A 22,277-nucleotide genomic window follows, 5' to 3' on the forward strand; every position below is an offset into this window, starting at 1 on the left:
ACTCTATGCGGCGGGCAGGCCGTCCAGCACCACGATTTCGCCCGCGTCGAACGCCACCCCGACCTCGTCCCCCGGCTCCGGCGCGTCCCGCAGCGCGCAGGCCGCTTCGAGGCGGGGCGCTCCCGTGGCCTGGAGGTGTACGGCGACATGCGTGCCGCGGAAGGTGCGCGCGGTGACCGTGCACGTCGACCGGGCCTCGGCGGCGGGCACGAGGCGTACGCCCGCGGGCCTGACCAGGATCTTGGCGCCGCGGCCCTGCGGGGACCCCGCGGGCACGGGCACCTTTCCCCAGGGCGTGTCGGCCGCCTCCCCGACGATCGTGGCGTCGACCACGTTGTCGAAGCCGAGGAAGCGCGCCACGAACTCGTCGGCCGGGTGCTGCCAGACCTCAAGTGGGGTACCGGACTGGGCGATCCGTCCGTCGCGCATCACCACGACGCGGTCGGCGAGCGCGAAGGCCTCGCCCTGGTCGTGCGTCACGGCAAGCACGGTCGTACCCAACTCGCCGAAAAGTTCCCTGAGTTCGACGACCAGACGCTCCCGCAGCGAGCGGTCGAGCTGGCCGAGCGGCTCGTCGAGCATGAGCAGACGGGGTCGCGGGGCGAGCGCCCTGGCGAGGGCGACGCGCTGCTGCTCGCCGCCGGACAGCGAGGCCACGGCGCGCCCATCAGCCCCGGGCAGCCCGACGAGCGCCAGCAACTCCCGTACGCGGTCCAGCTGTTCGGAGCGTACGGCGCCGTGCATCCGCAGCCCGAAGGCGACATTGCCGCCCACGTCGCGCTGCGGGAACAGCTGGTGGTCCTGGAACATGAGGCCGACGCCGCGCCGGTGCGCGGGCACGCCCGACTGGTCACGGCCGTCGAGGAACACGCGGCCCCCGTCGAGCCCCTGGAGCCCGGCCACGACCCGCAGCAGCGTCGACTTGCCGCTGCCGCTGGGGCCGAGCACGCACACGATCTCGTGCTCGGCGACCTCCAGATCGACCCGGTCGAGCGCAGCATGCGCCGTTCTGGACGGACCGCCGAACCTCACGGTCGCGTCGTCCAGGGTCAGCAGGGCCATCAGAACTCCCCCGTCGTACGGTCCGTGCGGATACGTTCGAGCAGCAGCAGCGACACCGCGCACACCACCATGAGAATGGTCGAAAGGGCCATCGCCTGGCCGTAGTTGAGGTCACCGGCCCGTCCGAGGAGCCGCGCCACGGCGACCGGCAGAGTCGGGTGGTCCGGGCGGGCGATGAAGACGGTCGCCCCGAACTCGCCGAGCGACACGGCGAACGCGAACCCTGCCGCGATCAGCAGGGCCCTGCGCACCATCGGCAGATCGACCTCGCGCCAGGCCCGCAGCGGCGAGGCACCGAGGACTGCGGCGGCCTCGCGCAGCCGCCCGTCGACCGCGCGCAGGACCGGCAGCATGGTGCGGACGACGAAGGGCACCCCGACGAGGGCCTGGGCCAGCGGAACCAGGATCCAGGTCCCGCGCAGGTCGAGGGGCGGCTTGTCCAGAGTGATCAGGAAGCCGAAGCCGACGGTGACGGCGGAGACGCCGAGCGGCAGCATGAGGAGCGCGTCGAAGCCCCGAACGAGACGTCCGGCCATGGGGGTCCCCCCGCTCGAGCGGAGCCGAGAGTCGGGGAGCGTCAGGGCCGCGGCGGCGAGTCCGCCGATCACGACCGCGATGGCGGTGGCGGCGAGCGCGTACGTGAGGGAGTTCCCGATCGCCTCGATCGGCGGCACCAGGAACACACCGCTGTCGGACGAGGTGAGCGCCTTGTAGTAGGCGAACCCGAAGCCGTCCGACCCCTCGAAGGACCTCTGGATCAGCACCCCGAGCGGCAGCAGGATCAGCACCGCGACCGTGGCGACCGCCCCAGCGAGCAGCGCCCACTGGCCCGCGCCGCGCGGGCGCCGGGCGGTGTGCGCCGCGTCGACGAGGCGCAGTGCGCTCTCCCGCCGGCGCACGCTCCAGGCGTGCACGGCGAGGATGATCCCCACGGCGGCGAACTGCACGATCGTGAGGACCGCCGCCGTGGCGAGGTCGAAGATCTGCGCGGTCTGCCGGTAGATCTCCACCTCAAGAGTGGAGAACGTCGGCCCGCCGAGGATCTGGACCACGCCGAACGACGTGAACGTGAAGAGGAAGACCATCAGCGCGGCGGCAGCGACGGCCGGCCCGAGCGCGGGCAGCGTCACCTTCCGCCACGCCGTCCAGCGGGAGGCGCCCAGCATCCGGGCGGCCTCCTCCTGCCGCGGGTCGAGCTGCGACCACAGTCCGCCCACGGTGCGCACGACGACGGCGTAGTTGAAGAAGACATGGGCGAGCAGGATCGCCCACACCGTGGTGTCGAGGCGTACCCCCCACAGGCCGTCGAGCAGCCCGCCGCGGCCGACCAGCGCCAGGAACGCCGTGCCGACGACGACGGTCGGCAGCACGAACGGCACGGTGACGACGGCCCTCAGAACCTGCTTGCCCCTGAACTCGAAGCGCGCGAAGACGTACGCGCCGGGGAGCGCGATCAGCAGCGTGAGCACGGTCGAGGCGAACGCCTGCCAGGTCGTGAACCACAGGACGTGCCGGATGTCGGACTGCCCGAGCACGTCGGCGATCCGCCCGAACTGCCAGTGGCCGCCCGCCTTCAGGCCGCGGGAGACGATCGCCGCGACCGGATAGGCGAAGAAGACGGCGAAGAACGCGACGGGCACGGCCATCAGGCCGAGCCGCGCCGCGCTCCCGCGCCGACGACCCTTACGGGGCTCCGCCGGAGGCTTTGCCGGGTGCCCCACCGGGCGCTCTGCCGGAGGTCCTCCGGAGGGTGTCACTTCAGTACGAGTGAGGTCCACGACTTGACCCAGGCGTCACGGTTGTCGGCGATCTTCTTCGGAGCCATGGTCTTCGGGGCATCGACCTTGACGTCGTACTTCGCGTAATCGGCGGGCAGCGCCGCGTCCTTCGTCACCGGGTCCACGAACATGTTCAGCGGCATGTCCTGCTGGAACTGCTTCGCTATGAGGAAGTCGAGGAGCGCCTTGCCGCCCTTCTCGTTCTTCGCGTTGCTCAGCAGGCCGGCGAACTCGGTCTGGCGGAAGCAGGTGCCGGTCGCGACCCCGGTCGGGGCGGTCTTGGGCTGCGGGTCCGAGTAGATCGCCTCGGCCGGCGGCGACGACGCGTACGACACGACGAGCGGCCGGTCGCCGCCTGCCTTCCTGCCACCGGCGGAGCCCGAGAACTCCTCGTTGTAGGCCTGCTCCCAGCCGTCGACGACCTTCACGCCGTTGGCCTTGAGCTTCTTCCAGTAGCCCTGCCATCCGTTGTCGCCGTACTGCGCGGCGCTGCCCAGCAGGAAGCCGAGGCCGGGCGACGACGTCGACACGTTCTCCGTGACCAGCAGGTTCTTGTACGCGGGCTTGGCGAGGTCGTCGAACGAGGCGGGCGGCGTCAGCTTGTGATCGGCGAAGTACTTCTTGTCGTAGTTGACGCAGATGTTGCCGGTGTCGATCGGGGTGACCCGGTGCTTGTCCTTGTCGAGCTGGTACTCGGTCCCCACCTGGTCCAGGCCCTTGGCCTCGTACGGCTGGAAGAGGCCGTTGCCGAGGGCGCGCGACAGGAGCGTGTTGTCGACGCCGAAGAGGACGTCGCCCTGCGGGTTGTCCTTGGACAGGATGGCCTTGTTCACGGCCTCGCCCGCGTCACCGTCTTTCAGGACCGTGACCTTGTAGCCGGAGCGCTTCTCGAAGTCCTTGAGCACGTTCTTGGACACGGCCCACGAGTCATGGCTGACGAGGGTGACGGTCTTGGAGTCCGCCGAGTCCTTGCCGGAGTCGGATCCCCCGCACGCGGAGAGCGTGACGAGTCCGAGACCGGCCGCCATGGCGACGGCCGTGGCCTTGATGATGGTGCTCACTTGAGTTCCCTCCTGGGTGACCAGGAAGAGACGCGGCCCTGCCCGGGATCGCGGACGAATTCCCGGGCAGGGCACAACAGCTTGAGTGGCGACCGAACTTCCTACCCAGAATGACCTGGGCAAGGTTCAGAGGGTCTGCGGCCGATGCCGCACTCTCAGCGCTGTGGCGCTCCCCTGTCGGAATATGAAGATGTAAGTACGCCAGTCAGGTTACCGCTCGGTGGCGGCGAGCTGGCCGCACGCCCCGTCGATCTCCTGGCCACGGGTGTCGCGGACGGTGACCGGCACGCCGTGGGCCGCGATGGCGTCGACGAACGCCTTCTCGTCCTCGGGGCGCGAGGCCGTCCACTTCGAGCCCGGCGTCGGGTTCAGCGGGATCAGGTTGACGTGGACGCGCTTGCCCTTGAGCAGGCGGCCGAGCCGGTCACCACGCCAGGCCTGGTCGTTGATGTCCCGGATGAGCGCGTACTCGATGGAGATGCGGCGGCCCGACTTCTCCGAGTACTCCCACGCCGCGTCGAGGACCTCGCGGACCTTCCAGCGGGTGTTGACCGGGACGAGGGTGTCGCGCAGCTCGTCGTCGGGGGCGTGCAGCGAGACGGCGAGGCGGCACTTGAATCCCTCGTCGGCGAACCGGTGCATGGCGGGGACCAGACCGACGGTCGAGACGGTGATCCCGCGCTGCGAGAGGCCGACGCCGTCCGGCTCGGGGTCGGTGAGCGCGCGGATGGCGCCGACGACGCGCTTGTAGTTGGCCAGGGGCTCGCCCATGCCCATGAAGACGATGTTGCTCAGGCGCGCCGGGCCGCCCGGGATCTCGCCGTCGCGCAGCGCGCGCATGCCGTCGACGATCTGGTGCACGATCTCGCCCGTCGACAGGTTCCGGTCGAGGCCGGCCTGTCCCGTGGCGCAGAACGGGCAGTTCATTCCGCAGCCGGCCTGCGAGCTGATGCACATGGTGACCCGGTCCGGGTAGCGCATCAGTACGGACTCGACGAGCGTGCCGTCGAAGAGCCGCCACAGGGTCTTGCGGGTGGTGTCCTGGTCGGTCGACAGATGCCGGACGACCGTCATCAGCTCAGGAAGCAGCGCCTCCTGCAGCTTGCTGCGCGAGCCGGCGGGGATGTCGGTCCACTCCGCGGGGTCGTGCGCGAACCGCGAGAAGTAGTGCTGCGACAGCTGCTTGGCGCGGAACGGCTTCTCACCGATCGCGGCGACGGCCTCCTTCCGCTCGGCGGGCGAGAGGTCGGCGAGGTGCCGCGGCGGCTTCTTGGCTCCGCGCGGGGCAACGAAAGTGAGTTCTCCGGGCTTAGGCATAACCGTTCCAGTGTCGCAGATCGACTTGCGTGACCTGGAGGCCAAGAAGTGAGGGGTCGTCGCTGGTCGTCATTGGCCGTCGTAGGCCACCCTTGGACGGCCCAGGGACGGCCCGGCCTCTCGGCTCACGCGGCAGCATCTGCGCAGGTTGGCGCGCTGCTGAACACGCAGCGCGAGTGGGCCGTGACATACGAGCGGCGCGCCGGGCAACCGGGCCGCATCGCACTGCGACTCCGCTTGTACCGCCTCTCCGTGCGACTGGCGGCCTACCCCCTCAGCCCCGCGGAGCTACGGCGGCGGGCCCGAGGCGAGGGAGACCCGTCGCGATCGGCCATCCGACCGAGCGGCCGCGAGCCACCGCCGCGCGGCCACCAGCCGACTGCTGCCGTCAGATGTACGGCAGCCGGGCCGTACCGCTGTCATCCCCGGCTGCGCCGCGGCCTCCCCTGGACCCGGATTCTGGCGCTATGTCAAAAAACTCCGAGATATGCACTAAGTGCAGGTATTCCACTCGCTCAGCAGCCTGATGTCACACCTTGAGATGCCCTGAAATGACAGGCGATGAGCCGATTATTACGTTCGTTGCAGGTCGGCTGTCCAGCTGGCATCTCTGCGACAGGAAGGAGTGACATGCCCACGCGAATCTTCGCCGTGTCCGCCGCCGTGGCAGGCGCAGCGGTCCTTGCCACCGGCATCACCTATGCCGCGCAATCCGAATCGGCCCAGGCCGTCCCGCGGGCCAAACAAGCCGCGCCGTCGGCCGAACATGCCGCACCGTCGGCCAAACGGGCCGCCCCGCCCGTCAAGCAGGCCGCCCCCGCGACGGCTCCCCGCGGTACCGACGGCACTGACCGCACTGACCGCACTGACGGCACTGACCGCAGAGGGAACGAGGGCCGTGGCCACGAGGACCGTGACCGTGGCCACGGCGGCAAGGGGGAGGGAAGAATCCAATTCAACGAACGGACCTTCTCCGGCCGCATGGAGGGCTGCATCCCCGCTGCCAGTGGGCTGGGCTCAACCAGTTTCAGCATCTACAACGACAGCGACGCGACCGTCGAGGTCTACCGCGGTTTCAACTGCGACAACGGTGCGCCGGTGGCCACGGTCGGCCCCTACGGCGCTACTTATGGTGTCGTGCCCCGGACCGGCCAAGAGGGCGGCCAGGGAGGCGTCTTCGTCGACAACGGAGTCGTGGGCAGTTTCCGGGTGATCCACGACCACGGCGAGTGGTGACACCACCATCGCCGGCCCGTCGGAATCGGGCCGGCGATGGCGGCCTCGTCCCACTGGCGTCCGCTCTGCTGGACGCCGGCGAGAGCATCAAGGCCGTCGGTCAGTACCTGGGGCACACGACCCGGCGCTGACTCTGCGGGTGTATGCACTCGCACCTCATGCCGTCGGGTCAGGAGCGCACGAGGAACGCGGTCGACCGGCTGTTCCCGCCCACTCCCCGCGCGAGCTTGACGGCCCACACGGCCCAGTGACACGCAACAGGCCCTCCACACACCAAACGCGCAGATAGAGAGCCTGTTTCACCGGATCGCCGCCGGCTCTCCGGGCTTAGAGACAACCCTTCTGGTGTCGCAGACTACGACAACGGGCCCGCCGCCCTGTGGACAACGGGCCCGTCACCTGAATCCGCGTGGGCCGGCCGGGATGTCCGGGCCGGTCAGCCGGCCCCGACGAAGATCACCAGGAGCAGCCAGACCACCGGCGCCGTCGGGAGCAGCGAGTCGAGGCGGTCCATGATCCCGCCGTGCCCGGGGAGCAGCGTGCCCATGTCCTTGATCCCGAGGTCGCGCTTGATCATCGACTCGCCGAGGTCGCCGAGCGTGGCGCTGGCCGCGACCGCGAGCCCGAGCAGCAGACCCTGCCACCAGACACCGTCGTCGATCAGGAACTGCATGCACAGCGCGCCGGCGGCCATCGCGAACGTCACCGCGCCGACCAGGCCCTCGCGGGTCTTGCCGGGACTGATGCGCGGGGCGAGCTTGTGCTTGCCGAAGCGCCAGCCGATCGCGTACGCGCCGGTGTCACTGACGACCGTGAGCAGCAGGAACGTCAGGACGCGCTGCGGCCCGTCGTCCGCGGTGAGCATCAGCGCCACGAAGGTCGCGAGGAACGGCACGTAGAACGCGGCGAAGACACCGGCCGTGACGTCCCTGAGGTAGCCCTCGGGGGGCTCCGTCATGCGCCAGACCAGGACCGCGAGCGCGGTGAGCGCCATCGCCACCCAGGCGCCCTCGGTGCCGCGGACGTATCCGGCGACGACCATCGCCGCGCCGCCGATCGCGAGCGGCACGAGGGGCGCCTTGATGCCCTTGCGCTCCTCGAGCCGCGAGGTGAGCTCCCAGAGGCCGACGACGACGGCCACTGCTATCACGCCGATGAACACGGCCTTGACGATGAAGAGCGAGGCGACGATCACCGCGCCGAGCCCCACCCCGACTCCTATGGCTGCCCCGAGGTCACGGCCCGCGCTCTTCTTCGGCGGTGCGGGGGCGGGCTGTGCGGCGCTTGGCATGGGCTCCTGCCGGCTCTCGTGCTGCGCCTCGTGCGGCGTCACATACGGCGTCTGGCGATGCGTCTGATGCTGTGTCGGATGCTGCGGTTCGTGCTGTGCCCCGCGCGGCTGCTCGTACGGAGAGTTCCCGCGCGGCTGCTCGTGCTGGGTCCCCTGAGGCTGCTCGTGCCGGGGCCTCTGAGGGTGCTCGTGCTGCGTCCCGCCCGGCGACTCGTCGCGGAACAGGGGACCGCTCGGCCGAGCAGCCCCCCGATCGTCGTCCTGGTCACGACCACCGGCGGGTACGTCGGGCATTTCGGGCACGACAGGCATGGGCCGAGTCTCCTCAACCGCATGCTGTTCGTACGCGGGACCCGCCGGGGAAGCCCCCTGGGAGGGCCCCTGGTCGGGCGGCCCCCAGTACCCGGCTCCGGTCGGCGCTCCCCAGGAAGAGTCGTTCACGGATTCCTCAGACCTCGAGCAGCTCGGCTTCCTTGTGCTTGAGCAGCTCGTCCACCTGGGCGACGTACTTCGCCGTGGTGTCGTCGAGCTCCTTCTCGGCGCGGCGGCCCTCGTCCTCGCCGACCTCGCCGTCCTTGACGAGCTTGTCGATCGTCTCCTTGGCCTTGCGGCGGATGGAGCGGATCGAGATCTTGGAGTCCTCGGCCTTGGTCTTGGCGACCTTGATGTACTCCTTGCGGCGGTCCTGGGTCAGCTCCGGGAACGTCACACGGATGATGTTGCCGTCGTTGCTCGGGTTGACGCCGAGGTCGGAGTCGCGGATCGCCTGCTCGATGTTGCGCAGCGCGCTCTTGTCGAACGGGGTCACCACGGCCATCCGCGGCTCGGGCACGGAGAACGAGGCCAGCTGGTTGATCGGGGTCAGCGCGCCGTAGTAGTCCGCCACGATCTTGTTGAACATCGCCGGGTGCGCACGGCCGGTGCGGATCGCGGCGAAGTCCTCCTTGGCGACCACGACGGCCTTCTCCATCTTCTCCTCGGCCTCGAGGAGGGTCTCTTCGATCACCACTTGCTCCTGCGTGTCTTGAGTGAGGCCCGGCATGCGCCCAGGGCGGCCGGCTGCGTCGTGTGTCTTTCCTGCACGGTGTCCGACCGGCAGGACATTGTCCATCCCCTGGCGGGGGGGGTCGTGTCAGGCCCGCGTTCCGTGGTCGCCCACGAGCGTGCCGATCTTCTCACCCTTGACCGCTCGCGCGATATTGCCCTCGGCGAGCAGTTCGAAGACGAGGATGGGCAGCTTGTTGTCGCGGCACAGGGTGATCGCGGTCATGTCGGCGACCTTGAGGTCGCGGGTGATGACCTCGCCGTAGCTGAGCGCGTCGAACTTCACGGCCTCGGGGTTGGTCTTCGGGTCGGAGTCGTAGACCCCGTCCACACCGTTCTTGCCCATGAGCAGCGCCTCGGCGTCGATCTCCAGAGCGCGCTGGGCGGCGGTCGTGTCGGTGGAGAAGTACGGCATGCCCATACCGGCGCCGAAGATGACGACGCGGCCCTTCTCCAGGTGGCGCACGGCGCGCAGCGGGATGTACGGCTCGGCGACCTGGCCCATGGTGATCGCGGTCTGCACGCGGCTGTCGATGCCCTCCTTCTCCAGGAAGTCCTGGAGCGCGAGGCAGTTCATGACGGTGCCGAGCATGCCCATGTAGTCGGAGCGGGCCCGGTCCATGCCGCGCTGCTGGAGCTCGGCGCCACGGAAGAAGTTGCCGCCGCCGATGACGACGGCGATCTGCGCGCCGTCGCGCACTACGGCCGCGATCTCACGGGCGATCTTGTGCACCACGTCGGGGTCGACGCCCAGACCCCCGCCACCGGCGAACGCCTCGCCGGACAGCTTCAGCAAAAAGCGCCCCGCGCCTTTACCGTCGTCGCTCTTGTCGCCCTTGTCGGCCTTGGTGGTGGTGGTCATGGTGATCTCGCCTCTTTACTTGGCACACATACAAAGAAGGCCATTGCCGGTGGGGTGTTGTTCGCATCCCATACTCGGCAATGGCCTCCTCGTCACATCTGCGGTCGCCCGACGCGCACGCGCGCGTGGCGGCGTACGCGGGAGACTGCTGTCGACCCTACTGGGATCTCGTCGACCCTAGCGGTGTCTTCCGGCTGTCGCGGTACGGACTCAGATGCCGACCTTGATGCGCGAGAAGCGCTTCAGGGTGACACCGGCCTCGTCCAGGACCTTCTGCACGGACTTCTTGTTGTCCAGCGCGTACGGCTGACCGAGGAGGGTGGCCTCCTTGAAGAAGCCGTTGACGCGACCCTCGACGATCTTCGGGAGCGCGGCCTCGGGCTTGCCCTCGGCGCGCGTGGTCTCCTCGGCGACGCGACGCTCGGACTCGACGACCTCGGCCGGAACATCCTCACGGGAGAGGTACTTCGGCGCGAAGGCGGCGATGTGCTGCGCGATGCCCTTGGCGAGGTCGGCGTCGGCCTTGTCCAGCTCGACCAGAACACCGATCTGCGGGGGCAGGTCGGGCATGGTGCGGTGCATGTACGCGGTGACGTACGCGCCGGAGAACTGGGCGAAGCGGTCCAGGACGATCTTCTCGCCGAGGTTGGCGTTGGCCTCGTCGACGTACGCCTGGACGGTCTTGCCGGGCTCGATCTCGGACGCGAGGAGCGCCGCGATGTCGGCCGGGTTCGTCTTGGCGGCGTGGGCGGCGAGGGAGTTCGCGACGGCCTGGAACTTCTCACCCTTGGCGACGAAGTCCGTTTCGCACTTCAGCTCGAGGATGACACCGGAGGTGTTGTCGTCGGCGATGAGGGAGACCACGGCGCCGTTCTCGGCGGAGCGGCCCTCGCGCTTGGCGACGCCCTTCTGGCCCTTGATGCGCAGGGCCTCGACGGCCTTGTCGACGCTGCCGTCGGCCTCGTCGAGCGCCTTCTTGCAGTCCATCATGCCGGCGCCCGTGAGCTCGCGGAGCTTCTTGACGTCAGCGGCGGTGTAGTTCGCCATGATCCTGAAATTCTCTCTCGAAGTCTGAAAGATCTACGGGTGAACGGCGGGGGCCGACTCGGCCCCCGCCGTCAACTACCGAACCGGTGAGGTTCAGGCCTGCTCGGCGTCCGCGGCCGGAGCCTCGGCGACAGCCTCGGTGGCAACCTCGGTGACGACCTCGGCCTCGGCGTCGGCGACCTTCTCCGTCTCGGCGGAGGTCTGGACCTCAGCGTCGGCGGCCGGCTGCTCGTCGGCCTTCTTCTCACCCTCGAGCAGGTCGCGCTCCCACTCGGCGAGCGGCTCGCCCGCGGCCTTCTCGCCCGGCTTCTGGTCGCCAGTGGCGGCACCGGAGCGGGCGATGAGACCCTCGGCGACGGCGTCGGCGATCACGCGGGTGAGCAGGGTGACGGAGCGGATCGCGTCGTCGTTGCCCGGGATCTTGTAGTCGACCTCGTCGGGGTCGCAGTTGGTGTCGAGGATGGCGACGACCGGGATGTTGAGCTTCCGGGCCTCACCGACCGCGATGTGCTCCTTCTTGGTGTCCACGATCCAGACGGCGCTGGGCACCTTGGACATCTCGCGGATACCGCCGAGGGTCTTCTCCAGCTTGGCCTTCTCGCGGGAGAGGACGAGCAGCTCCTTCTTGGTGAGGCCGGACGCGGCCACATCCTCGAAGTCGATCTGCTCAAGCTCCTTGAGGCGCTGCAGACGCTTGTAGACGGTCGAGAAGTTGGTGAGCATGCCGCCCAGCCAGCGCTGGTTGACGTAGGGCATGCCGACGCGGGTCGCCTGCTCGGCGATCGCCTCCTGCGCCTGCTTCTTCGTGCCGACGAACATGACCGTGCCGCCGTGGGCGACGGTCTCCTTGACGAACTCGTAGGCGCGGTCGATGTACGACAGCGACTGGAGCAGGTCGATGATGTAGATGCCGTTGCGCTCGGTGAAGATGAAGCGCTTCATCTTCGGGTTCCAGCGACGGGTCTGGTGACCGAAGTGGACGCCGCTTTCCAGCAGCTCCCGCATCGTGACGACGGCCATGGCCGTACTCCTTGGGTTCTCGGTTGCCGCGACCGCAGGATTGCTGTCGCGCCTGACGCCCCGCGCGCTGTGCCACGAGGGACCGAGGAGCGCGGACACCGTCACGAATGAACTGGTGTTGGGGCGTGCGAAGTCGATCCGGTGACCCGGATCGCCATCAGAAGTGTACGGGACCCGGGGGGTGCCGGGTGACGGCGCTGTCCACAACCGGCCGGCAGTCCACAGTTCCGGTCCATGATCCCCGCGGATCGCGTCGGGACGGGACCGTTCAGCGCATGCGACTGATGCTGATGCTGACGATGTCCGCGGCCCTGGCGGGCCTCGTGCCACCCCCGCCGGTACCCGCCGTGGGAGCCGCCTGGCCGGTGGGGACGCGGCCCCCGATCGTGCGGGGCTGGGCCCCGCCGGCGACGGAGTACGGGGCGGGCCACCGCGGCGTGGACCTGGCCGCGCCCATCGGCTCCCCGGTCAGAGCGGTGGCGCGCGGCCGGGTGTCCTTCGCGGGGCGCGTGGCGGGCAGAGGGGTGGTGGCGGTGGAACTGTCCGGAACGGGCGACGCGCCTCTGCGAACCACGTACGAACCGGTGACGCCATCGGTGAAGAAGGGCGCCCTGGTAGCGCCGGGCGAGGTGCTGGGCGCACTGGAACCCCCGACGAACCACTGCGGCCCTACGTCATGCCTGCACTGGGGTTTGCTGCGGGGCGACACCTATCTGGACCCGCTGTCACTAATGCCCCCGCGGCTGCTGCGACGAGGTCCGTCGCGACTGCTGCCGGTACCCCCTGCTGCTGCGGCACCGGGGCTGGTCCCGCCCGTTCCCCCACCGCTGCCGGTCCCGCCGGGGGCCGACTCACCGCTCCTGGTCCCGCCGAGGGCCGACTCACCGCTGCCGGTCCCGCCGAGGGCTGACCCACCGCTACTGGACCCGCTGCTGCCGGTCCGGTCGGGCGTTGGCACCGGTACGGCGCTGGGCGCCGTACCGAGGCCGGTTCCGCCGTCGCCGGTACCGCTACCCCCTCCAGGGCTCGCGCCCCGGATCAGCCGCTGACGCCCCGCAGGGCCATGTTCACGGCCGCCTCGGTGATCGCCGAGGGATCTTCCGCCGCGCCCAGTTCGATCCGGCGGACCGCCGCATCCACGACCCCCTGAAGGAGCATCGCCGCGAGGCGCGGTTCCGTGTGGCCCATTTCGGCGAGGGCCTCGACGATCATCGCGACCAGCCCGCCGTGCGCGGCGCGGATCTTCTCGCGCGCCCCTGAGTCGAGTTCGCTCGCCGAGATGGCCACGACGGCGCGGTGCCGGCGGTCGCCCACCAGCGAGAGCTGCTCCCGCACATACGCCTCGACCTTGCCCTCGGGCGTACCCGCGCGCTCCATCGCCGTGGAGACCTCCGCCGCCCAGACGGGGAAGTCGACCTCGCAGAGCTCTTCGACGACGGCGGCCCGCGACCGGAAGTACTCGTACACGGAGGACCGGGCGAGCCCGGTGCGCTCGGCGAGCGCGGGGAAGGTCAGCGCCTCCGTCCCGCCCTCGGACAGCAGGGAGCGCGCCGCGTCCAGAAGGGCGCCGCGCTGCATCGACCGGTGCTCGGCCACTGAGGCCGCTCGAATCCTTGGCACGCCACCACTTTACGGACGGGACGCGCGCCGCGGGAGTCGTCCCGCCCTACGCACGGCCCGGCAGGGACGATTCCGCATCGTCAGCGCCGGAAGCCGGCCAGCTTCGCTCGGAGCTGGAGGACGGACTTGGTGTGGATCTGGCTGACGCGGCTCTCGGTCACCCCGAGCACATTGCCGATCTCCGCGAGGGTCAGGCCCTCGTAGTAGTAGAGCGTCACCACGGTCTTCTCGCGCTCCGGCAGCGTGTTGATCGCGCGCGCCAGATACCGCCGCAGCTCGCGGCCCTCGGCGACCTCGACAGGGTCGTCGGCAGACTGGTCCTCGAGCGTGTCCATCAGGCTGAGCCGGTCGCCGCTCTCGCCGCCGGCGTGCAGCAGCTCTTCGAGGGCCACCACGTTCGCGAGGGACAACTGGCTGAAGACCGCGTGCAGTTCCTCGACCTTGATGCCGAGCTCGGCGGCGACCTCGCTCTCCGACGGAGTGCGCCGCAGCTGCGCCTCGAGCGTGGCGTACGCCCGCTCGACGTTGCGTGCCTTCTGCCGTACGGAGCGCGGAATCCAGTCGAGCGCCCGGAGCTCGTCGATCATGGCGCCGCGGATCCGGGTGATCGCGTACGTCTCGAACTTGATCTCGCGCTCGATGTCGAACTTCTCGATCGCGTCGATCAGTCCGAAGACGCCCGAGGACACGAAGTCGGCCTGTTCGACATTGGGCGGCAGCCCGACGCTGACGCGTCCCGCGACGTACTTGACCAGCGGCGAGTAGTGCAGGATGAGCTGCTCGCGCAATCGCCCGTCACCCGTCGCCTTGTATGACCTCCACAGCTCCTCGAGCGAAGAGGGAGCAGGAGGCCGCACGCTGCCACGGGCAGCGGGGGGAACCGCAGCCCGGTCAGACCCGGAGGTGTGCTGGGGCATTCGTCGCCTTGTGCCGTTCTGCCGTGAACTGGTGATTTGTGCGCCTGGCGCCGGACTGATGGTAAAGATCCCAAGTTAACTGTCTGATGCTCGGTTGCCCATCTGATCGTGGTTGCTCTTCGTTGCCGGGCTGATTCCGGATTGAACCGAAGGAGCCGGAATCCTGGTGAGCGTAGCGTGACTGGAGTGTCGCAGTGTGCGAAGACTATGGGATCGCACGTGCGCAGATACGTTCCGTTGGGTGACTTGCGGGATCACATCCGTCGCTGTAAGTGACCGGGGCCAAACGCCAACACCCCGTAATGCCAAGGGGTTCGGCCGTCATCCGGACGGCGCAACACCCTCCGTCACCGATCATCTTCTTCCGGCAAGACAGGCTGGATCGCCTGGCGTGTCAACTGCCAGCCATCGCTGTGTCGTTCGACGAACCCCAGTGAGCGCAGTTCGTACAATCTCGCGATTGCGTCGTCGACTCCGGTGCCCGCGGCCCGGGCGATTTCCCCTGCCCCGACAGCTCCGCCGGCGGGCAGCGCCGCCAGGACCGCCGCGGCGTCCGGCGCGAGCAGATCATGCGGCAGTACGGGACCGCGCCGCGCCGGCGCGAGTTCCCCCATGTCTCCGACCAGCTCCATGATTTCCGCCGCGCCGGTGACGAGCACGGCTTCCCCGCGCAGCAGTTCGTGCACCCCCGCCGAACGGGTGCTCGTGACCGGCCCAGGAACCCCCATCGTGTGACGGCCGAGACGCTGCGCCCAGCGCGCCGTACCGAGAGCACCGCTGCGGTACGCGGCCTCCACGACGACGGTCCCCCGGGTGAGCGCGGCGATCAGGCGGTTACGGAGAATGAATCTGCTCCGCGTCGGATGATCACCGGGTGGCAACTCCGCGATGACGAGCCCCTGTTCCGCGATCCGCTCGATCAACTGGACGTGACCGCGCGGATAGGCCCGGTCGACCCCGCAGGCAAGGACCGCCACGGTGGCACCGCTCGCGCCCAGGGTCCCTCGATGCGCGGCAGCGTCCACTCCGTACGCCCCGCCCGACACGACGACGCTGCCGCGCTCCGCGAGTCCCGCGCCGAGGCTCGCCGCCACCCGCGCCCCGTAGTCCGTGCAGGCCCGCGCCCCCACGACCCCGACGGACCGCAACGCCCATATCCGCAGAGAGGGCCGCCCCCGCACCCATAGGGCGACGGGCCGCGCGTCGCCGAGATCGTCCAGCTGGGCCGGCCACTCGGCGTCCCCGGGACACACGATCCGCGCCCCCACGCCCGCCGCCCGCTCCAGGTCCCGCTCGGGCAGCACGTCGGCGGCCCTGGCCCGCAGCCCCGCCCAGCGGCCTTCGCTCACCCCGGGCAGCGGCTCCCCGTCCTCGACGATGCGCCGCACGACCTCCACCGCACCGAACTCCCTGAGCCACTGCCCCGCCCTCTCGTCTCCGGGCTCGACGATCCGGGTGAGGGCGGCCCTGGCCAGCCGGATTCCGTCGGAGACCTCCGCCCCGCTCATCCCGACCCCCCGATGGCCACGGCCACACCGCGCGAGATCCCGGTGCGCAGCTGAAGGGCGAGCCCCACGTCCTGCGCGCGTGGCCGGTCGTGGCCGCACAGGTCGGCGACGGTCCAGGCCACCCGCAGTACACGGTCGACGCCCCGGGCGGTCAGGAAGCCGCGCTCCAGGTCGTTCTCGACCTCGTCCATGGCCCCCGGCGCCGCGGGCCATCGGGTGCGCAGGGCGTGCCCGGGCACCTCGCTGTTCGTCCGCCACGGCGTCTCTGCGAGCCGCGCCGCGGCCCGCTCCCTGGCGGCCCGCACGCGCTCGCGGACTACGGCGGTGGTCTCGCCCTGTGCGCCGCTCCCGGTCAGCTCGGCACGCGTGACGGGCTCCACGTCCACCCTGAGGTCGACGCGGTCGAGCAGGGGCCCGGAGAGGCGCGCCTGATAGCGGCGGACCGCCGCCGGAGGGCACTCGCAACCGCCGCCCACGAGCGCGTGGTTGCCGCACGGGCACGGGTTGGCGGCCAGCGCCATCAGAAAGCGGGCGGGCAGCCGCACCACCCCGGCACTGCGGGCGATGACCACGTGGCCCGACTCCAGCGGCTGGCGCAGTGCGTCGAGTGCCTGGCCGCTGAACTCCGGCGCCTCGTCCAGAAAGAGCACTCCTCTGTGGGACAACGACACAGCGCCCGGCCGCGGCATCCCCTGTCCGCCGCCGACGAGCGACTGCATCGTCGCCGAGTGGTGGGGCGCGCAGTACGGCGCGGCGTCGACCATCGGTTTGCCCGGCGGGAGCATGCCCGCCACCGAGTGAATGGCCGTCACTTCGAGGGCTTCCTCGCGGGTGAGCGGCGGCATGACCAGCGGCAGCCGCTCGGCGAGCATGGTCTTGCCGGCACCCGGCGGTCCCTGGAGGAGGACGTGATGGACACCGGCGGCCGCGACCTCGATCGCCGTGCGTGCGGCGCGCTGGCCGACGACATCGGCCAGATCGAGGATGTGGGCGTCGTGCGGCATCCCGGCGAGGCCCACACCGAGGCCCTGGCCCGGGATGCTCAGGCCGGCGAGCATCGGGTCGGGGCGTCCGGTCTCGTCGGGCGGCTCGTCCGGCACCGGCTCGTCCGTGAGGACCGCGATGAGCTGAAGCAGGCTCCGTACACCGAGGACCGAGACACCCGGGACGAGCGCGGCCTCGCCGGCCGAGCACTCGGGGACCACGACCTGCTCGTAGCCCGCGTCGGCCGCCGCCAGGACGGCCGGAAGCACCCCACGAACGGGCCGGACCCGGCCGTCGAGCCCCAGCTCGCCGATCATCACGATCTCGGAGAGGACCCGCGGATCGATCCGCTCGGCCGCGCCCAGCACCGCGCTGGCGATGGCCAGGTCGAATCCGCTGCCGCTCTTGGGTACGGACGCCGGGCTGAGCCCCACCGTGAGTTTCTTCTGCGGCCACTCCCCGCCGGAGTTGACGACCGCTGCCCTGACCCGGTCGCGGCTCTCCGACAGGCTCTTGTCGGGCAGTCCGACCAGCGTGAAAGCGGCGACCCCGGGCTCCAGGTCGGCCTGAACCTCGACGACCACGCCCTCGACACCGACGAGGGCCACGGAGCAGGTGCGCGCGAACCCCATCAGGCCACCCCCCGCGCATGCTCGACGACGGGGGCGCCGCGCTCCGGCAGAAGGACCCCGACCACATCGATGCGTACGCCGCCGGGTGGCGCTCCCCCGTGTTCCTGCACCCAGCGCTCCGCGAGGTCGCGCAGCCGCTGGGCCTTGACGGGTGTGACCGCGGCCATCGGGTGCTCGAAGGACCCGGCCGGGCCGCCCGCCCTGCGGGTCTTCACCTCGCAGACGACGAGGGCGTCGCCCTCCCGGGCGACGATGTCGATCTCACCGGTTCTGCCCGCGCGCCAGTTGCGCTCGATGACCGTCATTCCGGACTCGGCCAGCCGCCGTGCGGCCAGCTCCTCGCCGTACTTTCCGAGTGCGCTGCGTGCCTTGGACGCGTTCATGTCGGCACCACCTCCGACGCCCACGCTGAGGCATGGGCGCCGAAGAAGTGGATCTTGGTGAACTACTCACGGGTTGTGGACAACCCAGCCACCCGAACCAGCGAGCTCGACCCGCTCAAGGGCTCCGGATCACCCGCCGAACAGCTCCGGATCACCCGCCCGGCAGCTCCAGATCGCTCTTGTTCAGCTCCTCGATGTTCACGTCCTTGAACGTGAGCACCCGGACCTGCTTCACGAACCGTGCAGGCCTGTACATGTCCCACACCCAGGCATCCGCCATGGACACCTCGAAGAAAACCTCACCCTGGACCGAGTGCACCTGCATCTCGTAGTCGTTGGTGAGATAGAAGCGCCGTTCGGTCTCGATCACATATTTGAACAGACCGACGACGTCGCGGTACTCCCGGTAGAGCTTCAGCTCCATCTCGGTCTCGTACTTCTCGAGGTCCTCGGCGCTCATGGCATGTTCCCCTTCAGCCGTGCGTCCCCCTATTGTGCGTCAGCCCCGTACGCCTCTAGACGATTTCCGTGTCGAGGACTTGGGGACGACTCGGGGGACCCTCGTCGAGCAGCCGTTCCAGCAGCCCGGCGAGCCTGGTCGGATACACCGTCTCATGTGCCTCGGTCAGTTCCCGGCACGTCCACCAACGTGCTCCGGCGACGCTGCGCCGTTCCAGCTCGGTCAGGCCCGCCCCTGCGATCTCCGCCCCGGCCACAGCAGCCGTCGTACGGGCCAGGAAGTACCACTCGTCCTGGTCCCAGCGCCGCCCGTCGAACGGAAAGGAGCAGGTGCGCCGCCACAGGACCGGGCCGAGCTCGACGTCGGTGATGCCCGTCTCCTCCGCGAGCTCGCGCAGTGCGGCCTGTTCGCGGGTCTCGTCGCCCTCCAGGCCGCCGCCCGGGGTGAACCACCAGTCGTCGGCGGTGTCCCCCGGCTCGTGCCCGTGCAGCAGCAGAATGCGGTCATCGGGGTCGAGCAGTACGACCCGTGCCACCTTCCGCAACTCCCGGCCGGCGCCGGGCGGCTCAGCCCGCAAGGGCCCGTTCCCCCGCCGACGCACGCGACCGGCCGCGGCCCTTGCTCGCGCGCTTGGCGATCGGCCCGTACGCGGCCCCGCCGAGCACCAGGACGGCGCCCGCGACCACGGCGGCCAGGACCAGCCCCAGGGGGCCCGGCTGGGAGAGCCCGCCCGGCAGCGCCTCGAAGCCGGTGGGTCGCGCGAGCATGCCGTCCATCGGCCAGGCCACGGCGTCGACCCGGGCGGCCACGGCGCTGCGCGGCACCGTTCCGTGGCTGGAGTCGCCGATGTGGACGCTGGAGTCGAGGGAGCCGCTGCGCTCGTCACCGAGCAGGAAGAGACGGCCCTCGGGGACCGTGGTGGTCGGGATGCCCGTGGCCGAGGGGCCCTGCCCCTTGGGGAGATACGGTTCGGCAATCTCCTTGCCGTTGACGGTCAGCTTGCCTGCCTCGCAGCAGGCGATCTTGTCGCCGCCGATGCCGACGACGCGCTTGACCATGGGCATGTCGCCCCACGCCGACTCCGTGAAGACGACGACGTCGCCGCGCTTGACCTCACTGCCGTCGATGCGCTGCGCGAGGACCCGGTCGCCGGCGCCGATCGTCGGCGTCATCGACTCGGTGGGCACGGTGTACGGCTGGTACACGATCGCGCCCCACACGAACCCGCCCAGGAACAGCACACAGCCGAGGGCCACGGCCAAGCCCGACAGCGTGCTGCCGAGCCGACCCTGGCCCTCGTCCGTACGACGTGTCCTGCTCATCCCAGTTGCTCCCCGCCTCGGAGATTCGCCGCGGAAGATCGGCGATCTGGGACGGCACCCTACCCGGCGGTCTTCACCTCAGAAACCCTGGTGTTCCCCTGGGTAAGCCGACGCCTGCGCCACAGCACGAGCGGCGCGGCGCCCGCGAGCCCGAGCGCGCCGGGGGCCGCTCCCATCGCGGCGCTCAGGCCCGGCTGGTCGAAGGTGTCCGGCACAGGCAGGGTCGTCCAGCGGGTGGGCGGCCAGGCGACCACGATCGCGCGGCCCACGACGTTGTCCACGGGGACGAAGCCCTGGTTGCTGTCCTGCTGGTGGTACCGGGAGTCCATGGAGTCCTGGCGGTGGTCACCCATGACCCAAACTTTGCCAATGGGTACGGTGACCTTGAACTTGCCGCCCACATTGTCGTCGCTGCACGGGGTGTTCCCCGGGTAGACGTACGGCTCGTCGAGCGCCTTGCCGTTGACCATGAGCGGTCCCGTACCGTTGCACTCGATGGTGTCGCCGCCGACGCCGATGACGCGCTTGATGAGGTCCTTCTCGTTCGTGGACGGCATGAGGCCGATCCAGCCGAGGAACCGCTGCACCGGATTCGGCTCGGCCGTCGGCTCGTCCTTCAGCCAGCCGTCCGGGTCGTGGAAGACGATGACCTCGCCGCGCCCGGGCTCGGAGCCGAACCACGGCGTCAGTTTGTCGACGAGCACGCGGTCGCCGATCTGCAGGGTGTTCTCCATCGACGCCGACGGAATCGAGAACGCCTGCACCAGGAACGTCTTGATGACCAGCGCCAGAACCAGCGCGATGACGATGAGGAGCGGAAGCTCCTTCCAGAAGGAGCGGGGCTTCTTCGCCTGGCCGCCCGACCTGCTGTCGCCGGCGGCGCCTTCTCCTGGACCGTCGCCGTGGCCACCACCGTGTCCGTTGCCGTCCGCGCCGTCACTCTCGAGGTTCACGGCGCCCGTCGCGGCCGCTGCCGCTCCGTCGTCGGATCGCCCGGGCTGCTCGTCGGGCCCGTGCCCTGACCGTGCGCCGACCGCCAAGTCCCCCACATCCACTCCTCACTCCGTGCCGCCGCCTGTCGTCCCATACGCGATGCAGGCCCACCACTCCCATAACGAGCGGGAGTTCCGCAGGGCTCGGGAGAGGGATCAATCCGTTCAGATCCTCGGAGGCCACCCTATGCGACGGTTGCCTGGCTGCGGCCGACCTGTTCTGCGCGGCGGCCACGGTCGCATAGGTGCCCGGCTCCGGGAGCGTGCTCCAGTGACCGACCGGCCAGGCGATGACGCGGGCCCGGCCGACGACCGACTTCTCCGAGACGGTGCCGCTGAAGGCCTCGGTGCGGTGGAAGCGGGAGTCGGCCGAGTTGGAGCGGTGGTCGCCCATCACGAACAGCCGCCCCTTGGGCACCTTGACCTCGAACTCGAACTTTGACGGCACGTCACCCGGGTGGATGTACGGCTCGTTCAGGGGCGTTCCGTTGACCGTGACGCGGCCCTGTTTGTCGCAGCACTTGACGGTGTCACCGCCGACCGCGACGACCCTCTTGATGAGGTCGCGCTCGTCGTCCGAGGGCAACAGGCCGATCCAGGTGAGACCTTCCTTCACCTGCTTGACTCCGACAGGGGCGTCCTTCTTCGTGCCCTGTTCCTGTTCCAGCCACTTACCGGGGTCCTTGAAGACGACGACGTCGCCGCGGTGCGGCTTCGCGCCGAACCACGGCGTGAACTTGTCGACGAGGACCCGGTCGCCGATCCTGATCGTCTGCTCCATGGAGCCGGACGGGATCACGAAGGCCTGGACGAGGAACGTCTTCAGGACAAGTGCAATCAGCAGCGCCACACCTATGAGGAGCGGGATCTCCTTGAGCGCGGAGCGCTGCCGGCGTCGCTTCACCTTGCGCGCCAGCCTGCGCCGCTCGGCACGGCCCGGCAGCGGCTGGCTGCCGGCGCGGCGCGTCCCGGTGGGCAGGCGGGTGTCGCCGCCGCCCCTGCGCGAGTGGGAGCGTCCGCGGTTACCCATGGGCACCGCCGGGTGCGGGCACGCGCGCGTAGACGTCGTTACGGGACAGGGAGCCCCAGTGACCCGTCGGCCAGGCGATCCACTGGGCCTTGCCGATCACTTCGTCCACGGGGACCATGCCGCCGCCGGGCGAGCCCAGGTAGTCGCGTGAGTCCCGGGAGTCGCCCCGGTGGTCACCGAGCAGGAAGAGAGTGCCGTCGGGCACGACGAGGTCGAAGGGGGCCTCGGAGGGGGTGTTGCCGGGGTACAGGAACATGCTCTCGTCCACCGGTTCGCCGTTCACCCCGATCCTCCCCTTGCTGTCGCAGCAGACCACATGGTCTCCCCCCACGCCCACGACCCGCTTGATGTAGTCGGCGTCACCGAAGTACCCGGTCCCGTCGAAGACCACGACGTCGCCCCGCTGCGGCTCAGCACCGAAACGGTACGCCAACTTGTTTACGAGAACGCGGTCCCCGACCCTCAATGCGGGCTCCATGGAACCGCTGGGGATCTGGAAGGGCTGCATCACGAAGATGCTCAGCAGGAGCAGCAGAACGAGGCCGAGCAGCGCCGACAGGGTCAGGCGGCCGCCGGGAAGCCAGGACGCGGCCCACGACACAAACGCGAAACGCGACCGCTCCTCCCCGCCCTCGTGTACGGAGGGTTGGGAGGCGCGATCGCGTTCCGTTGTCTGTGCTTCGGTGTCCATCGAGCCCAGATGTTATCCGG

Annotated in this window: 21 protein-coding genes and 1 pseudogene; 2 read left to right on the plus strand and 20 right to left on the minus strand. The window is 69.9% G+C overall.

The window, feature by feature from the left end:
* Window positions 1-3: 3 nt before the first annotated feature.
* The 4 genes from OG758_RS17770 to rlmN all read right to left on the minus strand — a co-directional run bounded on the left by OG758_RS17770 (window position 4) and on the right by rlmN (window position 5,218).
* On the minus strand, window positions 4-1,062 hold the full coding sequence (locus OG758_RS17770) for an ABC transporter ATP-binding protein (protein ID WP_326710927.1): 1,059 nt from the start codon (window positions 1,060-1,062) through the stop codon (window positions 4-6).
* Entirely contained in the window at window positions 1,062-2,708 is a 1,647-nt protein-coding gene (locus OG758_RS17775; RefSeq protein ID WP_326710928.1) for an ABC transporter permease, read from the minus strand. The genes OG758_RS17770 and OG758_RS17775 overlap by 1 nt, the downstream gene beginning before the upstream one ends.
* A gap of 107 nt (window positions 2,709-2,815) precedes the next feature.
* Window positions 2,816-3,868 carry a thiamine ABC transporter substrate-binding protein gene (locus OG758_RS17780; RefSeq protein WP_326715950.1) on the minus strand — a complete coding sequence of 351 codons (1,053 nt, stop codon included), beginning with the start codon at window positions 3,866-3,868 and terminating at the stop codon, window positions 2,816-2,818.
* A 243-nt stretch (window positions 3,869-4,111) separates the two neighbouring features.
* Window positions 4,112-5,218 (minus strand): 23S rRNA (adenine(2503)-C(2))-methyltransferase RlmN, encoded by a 1,107-nt coding sequence (rlmN, locus tag OG758_RS17785; protein WP_326710929.1) that lies wholly within the window; start codon window positions 5,216-5,218, stop codon window positions 4,112-4,114.
* A 630-nt stretch (window positions 5,219-5,848) separates the two neighbouring features.
* Here rlmN and OG758_RS17790 point away from each other — a divergent pair.
* On the plus strand, window positions 5,849-6,454 hold the full coding sequence (locus tag OG758_RS17790) for a hypothetical protein (RefSeq protein WP_326710930.1): 606 nt from the start codon (window positions 5,849-5,851) through the stop codon (window positions 6,452-6,454).
* A gap of 436 nt (window positions 6,455-6,890) precedes the next feature.
* Here OG758_RS17790 and OG758_RS17795 read toward each other — a convergent pair whose 3' ends face one another.
* The 5 genes from OG758_RS17795 to rpsB all read right to left on the minus strand — a co-directional run bounded on the left by OG758_RS17795 (window position 6,891) and on the right by rpsB (window position 11,718).
* Entirely contained in the window at window positions 6,891-8,186 is a 1,296-nt protein-coding gene (locus OG758_RS17795) for a phosphatidate cytidylyltransferase (RefSeq protein WP_326710931.1), read from the minus strand.
* Between the two features lie 7 nt (window positions 8,187-8,193).
* Window positions 8,194-8,751: a ribosome recycling factor gene (frr, locus tag OG758_RS17800; protein ID WP_093780078.1), complete on the minus strand. Its 558-nt coding sequence runs from the start codon at window positions 8,749-8,751 to the stop codon at window positions 8,194-8,196.
* Window positions 8,752-8,877: 126 nt separating this feature from the next.
* Window positions 8,878-9,651, minus strand: coding sequence for a UMP kinase (gene pyrH, locus OG758_RS17805; RefSeq protein ID WP_266674649.1), 774 nt, complete (start codon window positions 9,649-9,651; stop codon window positions 8,878-8,880).
* A 210-nt stretch (window positions 9,652-9,861) separates the two neighbouring features.
* Entirely contained in the window at window positions 9,862-10,698 is an 837-nt protein-coding gene (tsf, locus tag OG758_RS17810; RefSeq protein WP_100595085.1) for a translation elongation factor Ts, read from the minus strand.
* Window positions 10,699-10,791: 93 nt separating this feature from the next.
* Entirely contained in the window at window positions 10,792-11,718 is a 927-nt protein-coding gene (gene rpsB / locus OG758_RS17815; RefSeq protein ID WP_326710932.1) for a 30S ribosomal protein S2, read from the minus strand.
* Window positions 11,719-12,002: 284 nt separating this feature from the next.
* On the opposite strand from rpsB, the pseudogene OG758_RS17820 reads away from it, so the two are divergent.
* Window positions 12,003-12,500 (plus strand): annotated as a pseudogene (locus tag OG758_RS17820) (M23 family metallopeptidase); the annotation flags it as partial.
* A 256-nt stretch (window positions 12,501-12,756) separates the two neighbouring features.
* Here OG758_RS17820 and OG758_RS17825 read toward each other — a convergent pair.
* The 11 genes from OG758_RS17825 to lepB (OG758_RS17875) all read right to left on the minus strand — a co-directional run bounded on the left by OG758_RS17825 (window position 12,757) and on the right by lepB (OG758_RS17875) (window position 22,257).
* The gene (locus OG758_RS17825; protein ID WP_326715951.1) at window positions 12,757-13,314 is read right to left on the minus strand and encodes a TetR/AcrR family transcriptional regulator; all 558 of its coding nucleotides are present in this window, start codon (window positions 13,312-13,314) and stop codon (window positions 12,757-12,759) included.
* Between the two features lie 104 nt (window positions 13,315-13,418).
* Window positions 13,419-14,255 (minus strand): RNA polymerase sigma factor WhiG, encoded by an 837-nt coding sequence (gene whiG, locus OG758_RS17830; RefSeq protein ID WP_326710933.1) that lies wholly within the window; start codon window positions 14,253-14,255, stop codon window positions 13,419-13,421.
* Between the two features lie 347 nt (window positions 14,256-14,602).
* A complete protein-coding gene (dprA, locus tag OG758_RS17835) occupies window positions 14,603-15,763 on the minus strand; it encodes a DNA-processing protein DprA (RefSeq protein ID WP_326710934.1) in 1,161 nt (386 codons plus the stop codon).
* Window positions 15,760-17,379, minus strand: a complete 1,620-nt coding sequence (locus tag OG758_RS17840; RefSeq protein WP_326710935.1) for a YifB family Mg chelatase-like AAA ATPase — start codon at window positions 17,377-17,379, stop codon at window positions 15,760-15,762. The genes dprA and OG758_RS17840 overlap by 4 nt, the downstream gene beginning before the upstream one ends.
* Window positions 17,379-17,762 carry a YraN family protein gene (locus tag OG758_RS17845; RefSeq protein ID WP_266559537.1) on the minus strand — a complete coding sequence of 128 codons (384 nt, stop codon included), beginning with the start codon at window positions 17,760-17,762 and terminating at the stop codon, window positions 17,379-17,381. The genes OG758_RS17840 and OG758_RS17845 overlap by 1 nt, the downstream gene beginning before the upstream one ends.
* A 151-nt stretch (window positions 17,763-17,913) precedes the next feature.
* Window positions 17,914-18,222, minus strand: a complete 309-nt coding sequence (locus OG758_RS17850) for a DUF2469 domain-containing protein (RefSeq protein ID WP_003965949.1) — start codon at window positions 18,220-18,222, stop codon at window positions 17,914-17,916.
* A 55-nt stretch (window positions 18,223-18,277) separates the two neighbouring features.
* On the minus strand, window positions 18,278-18,799 hold the full coding sequence (locus OG758_RS17855; protein WP_116509352.1) for an NUDIX hydrolase: 522 nt from the start codon (window positions 18,797-18,799) through the stop codon (window positions 18,278-18,280).
* Window positions 18,789-19,544, minus strand: a complete 756-nt coding sequence (gene lepB, locus OG758_RS17860; protein ID WP_326710936.1) for a signal peptidase I — start codon at window positions 19,542-19,544, stop codon at window positions 18,789-18,791. Before lepB (OG758_RS17860) ends, OG758_RS17855 begins: the two co-directional genes overlap by 11 nt.
* 59 nt (window positions 19,545-19,603) lie before the next feature.
* Window positions 19,604-20,593 (minus strand): signal peptidase I, encoded by a 990-nt coding sequence (lepB, locus tag OG758_RS17865; protein ID WP_326710937.1) that lies wholly within the window; start codon window positions 20,591-20,593, stop codon window positions 19,604-19,606.
* Window positions 20,481-21,566, minus strand: a complete 1,086-nt coding sequence (lepB, locus tag OG758_RS17870) for a signal peptidase I (protein WP_326710938.1) — start codon at window positions 21,564-21,566, stop codon at window positions 20,481-20,483. The genes lepB (OG758_RS17865) and lepB (OG758_RS17870) overlap by 113 nt, the downstream gene beginning before the upstream one ends.
* Window positions 21,559-22,257, minus strand: coding sequence for a signal peptidase I (gene lepB / locus OG758_RS17875; RefSeq protein ID WP_326710939.1), 699 nt, complete (start codon window positions 22,255-22,257; stop codon window positions 21,559-21,561). Before lepB (OG758_RS17875) ends, lepB (OG758_RS17870) begins: the two co-directional genes overlap by 8 nt.
* Window positions 22,258-22,277: the final 20 nt, after the last annotated feature.

This window comes from Streptomyces sp. NBC_01474 (assembly GCF_035918215.1).
Classification (GTDB): domain Bacteria; phylum Actinomycetota; class Actinomycetes; order Streptomycetales; family Streptomycetaceae; genus Streptomyces; species Streptomyces aureus.

Coding starts and splice junctions, on each gene's coding strand:
- OG758_RS17850 (WP_003965949.1), bottom strand. CDS start 18,222: ATGAGCGCCGAGGACCTCGAGAAGTACGAGACCGAGATGGAGCTGAAG.
- OG758_RS17845 (WP_266559537.1), bottom strand. CDS start 17,762: ATGAACGCGTCCAAGGCACGCAGCGCACTCGGAAAGTACGGCGAGGAG.
- rlmN (WP_326710929.1), bottom strand. CDS start 5,218: ATGCCTAAGCCCGGAGAACTCACTTTCGTTGCCCCGCGCGGAGCCAAG.
- OG758_RS17775 (WP_326710928.1), bottom strand. CDS start 2,708: ATGGCCGTGCCCGTCGCGTTCTTCGCCGTCTTCTTCGCCTATCCGGTC.
- lepB (WP_326710936.1), bottom strand. CDS start 19,544: ATGAGCAGGACACGTCGTACGGACGAGGGCCAGGGTCGGCTCGGCAGC.
- OG758_RS17770 (WP_326710927.1), bottom strand. CDS start 1,062: ATGGCCCTGCTGACCCTGGACGACGCGACCGTGAGGTTCGGCGGTCCG.
- pyrH (WP_266674649.1), bottom strand. CDS start 9,651: ATGACCACCACCACCAAGGCCGACAAGGGCGACAAGAGCGACGACGGT.
- lepB (WP_326710939.1), bottom strand. CDS start 22,257: ATGGACACCGAAGCACAGACAACGGAACGCGATCGCGCCTCCCAACCC.
- rpsB (WP_326710932.1), bottom strand. CDS start 11,718: ATGGCCGTCGTCACGATGCGGGAGCTGCTGGAAAGCGGCGTCCACTTC.
- lepB (WP_326710938.1), bottom strand. CDS start 21,566: ATGGGTAACCGCGGACGCTCCCACTCGCGCAGGGGCGGCGGCGACACC.
- OG758_RS17790 (WP_326710930.1), top strand. CDS start 5,849: ATGCCCACGCGAATCTTCGCCGTGTCCGCCGCCGTGGCAGGCGCAGCG.
- OG758_RS17840 (WP_326710935.1), bottom strand. CDS start 17,379: ATGGGGTTCGCGCGCACCTGCTCCGTGGCCCTCGTCGGTGTCGAGGGC.
- OG758_RS17780 (WP_326715950.1), bottom strand. CDS start 3,868: ATGGCGGCCGGTCTCGGACTCGTCACGCTCTCCGCGTGCGGGGGATCC.
- whiG (WP_326710933.1), bottom strand. CDS start 14,255: ATGCCCCAGCACACCTCCGGGTCTGACCGGGCTGCGGTTCCCCCCGCT.
- dprA (WP_326710934.1), bottom strand. CDS start 15,763: ATGAGCGGGGCGGAGGTCTCCGACGGAATCCGGCTGGCCAGGGCCGCC.
- tsf (WP_100595085.1), bottom strand. CDS start 10,698: ATGGCGAACTACACCGCCGCTGACGTCAAGAAGCTCCGCGAGCTCACG.